General features: G+C 53.4%; 4 protein-coding genes. 2 read left to right on the top strand and 2 right to left on the bottom strand.

The genetic code is table 11. The features are described from left to right. The coding region (locus CAGGBEG34_RS10485; protein ID WP_238985037.1) for an ImmA/IrrE family metallo-endopeptidase at window positions 1-289 on the bottom strand (289 nt) is incomplete at its 3' end. A 12-nt stretch (window positions 290-301) separates the two neighbouring features. Next, window positions 302-640, bottom strand: coding sequence for a helix-turn-helix domain-containing protein (locus CAGGBEG34_RS09395; protein WP_006683377.1), 339 nt, complete (start codon window positions 638-640; stop codon window positions 302-304). Window positions 641-753: 113 nt separating this feature from the next. Here CAGGBEG34_RS09395 and CAGGBEG34_RS11905 point away from each other — a divergent pair, with 113 nt between their 5' ends. Both CAGGBEG34_RS11905 and CAGGBEG34_RS09390 read left to right on the top strand, forming a co-directional pair. Next, window positions 754-1,104 (top strand): nucleotidyltransferase domain-containing protein, encoded by a 351-nt coding sequence (locus tag CAGGBEG34_RS11905; protein ID WP_238985036.1) that lies wholly within the window; start codon window positions 754-756, stop codon window positions 1,102-1,104. Continuing rightward, on the top strand, window positions 1,037-1,654 hold a 618-nt coding region (locus CAGGBEG34_RS09390), incomplete at its 3' end, for a CBASS oligonucleotide cyclase (RefSeq protein ID WP_275226177.1). The genes CAGGBEG34_RS11905 and CAGGBEG34_RS09390, both read left to right, overlap by 68 nt.

The raw sequence follows: 1,654 nt of genomic DNA, 5'->3' as shown, positions 1-1,654 counted from the left end.
AGACATGATCGATATGGCCTTCAAGAAAATAGTGACCAAGCTCATGTGCAACGCTGAAGCGTTGGAATCCCTCATTTGGAATGTCCGAAGCATAGAGTATTCCAAACGAATTACCATGCCGCAGAAGCATTCCCGAAACGCCTGGGGCCACATCTGGCTTGGCCTGAACCTTGATTTCATGCCGCTGCGCCAAGTCGAACGGATCGACTGCCAAGCGGGTAATGTCCTCCTCTGTGAGAAGTGCTTCGCCACGTTGCTTAGCAAGTTTTAGACGCAGCAATTGACTCATTATCTATTTCCTCTATTTGTTTCGGTCTGCCAGCATCTTCAAGAAATCCTTCGCCAGCGCCCGATCATGTCCCGTTAGCTTACTGACATCGCGAAAAAGAGGATCAGCCGCTTCCGCCAGAGAAGGGTCATCCACTCTACCCAGTAGGTAGTCGGTCGTGACTTCCAGCGCGTTCGCCAAACGACGGAGGGTGTCGAAAGAGGGTTTGCGTGAGCCTGATTCAAAGTGAGCGATCGAGCTGGGCGGCATGCCCGCCTGGCTGGCCAAGTCACCCTGGCTCCACTTACGCAGTTCGCGAGCAGCCTTCAGCCGCTCTTGGAAGAGTTCGGAAGGCGGGCGTTGGTTGGACATGTCTAATTAGACATAAAAAAGTTGACTTATTTTTAAGACTAATTATAAACTAGACATATGCAACATGTCGATATCGACATTCTTCCAACGAAAAGCTGCCTAGGAGTAATGAGATGAGCCGAGAACACGTTAGCCACGCAGAGATTGTCCGTTTCGCCCAAGACAGGGTCAACCTACCGAAGGAGAAGGCCGACGAGTTCCGTGCCCAAGCCAAGCGGCTCCGGGAGCGACTCGAAACCTATCTGAGCGCGCATCCCGATTTCACGCTGAAAAAAATGATGCTCGCCGGCAGCCTGGCGAAGGGAACTGCGCTGCGCTCCCTCAATGACATCGATGTCGCCTGCTATATCAGCGGTGCCGATCGCCCCCCGCGACGTAACCGCGCTGCTCGCCTATTTGGCGGAACGCCTGCGCAAGGCGTTCCCAAACTTTTCGCCGGATCAGGTGCAACCGCAGACTTATAGCGTCACGGTGTCATTTCGTGGCACGGGCCTCGATGTTGATGTCGTGCCGATCTTGTACGACGGTGACCCGAATGGGTATGGGAACTTGGTCAGCCAAGACGACGGCTCCTTCCTGAAAACCAACATCCTGCTTCACCTTGAATTTATCCGCAAGCGGAAGCGGGCGCAGCCTGATCACTTTTCGCAGCTTGTCCGGTTGATCAAATTTTGGGCCGCCCGAATAAAAGCAGGTGACGAAGGATTTAGGTTCAAGTCCTTCATGATCGAGCTGCTACTCGCCCGCCTTTGCGATCAAGGCCTGACATTTTCAGACTATCCTGAGGCACTGCAGCATTTCTTCACTTACATCGCCAAGAGCAATCTGCAGGAAAAGATTTTCTTCACGGACAACTATCCCGCCTCGGACGTGAGCAGCTTCAATCACCGCATCCAAATCATCGACCCGGTCAACAGTGTCAACAACGTCAGCCGTCTGTATACAGACGCCAATGCCACGGCGATAGTCGAAGCTGCGCTCAATGCCGGTGACGCGATCGACGCCGCGCTTTCT

It is taken from the genome of Candidatus Glomeribacter gigasporarum BEG34, assembly GCF_000227585.1.
Lineage (GTDB): Bacteria > Pseudomonadota > Gammaproteobacteria > Burkholderiales > Burkholderiaceae > Glomeribacter > Glomeribacter gigasporarum_B.
The sequence above is the reverse complement of the archived record's forward strand: the minus strand, read 5'-3'. Positions and strand labels throughout refer to the sequence as shown.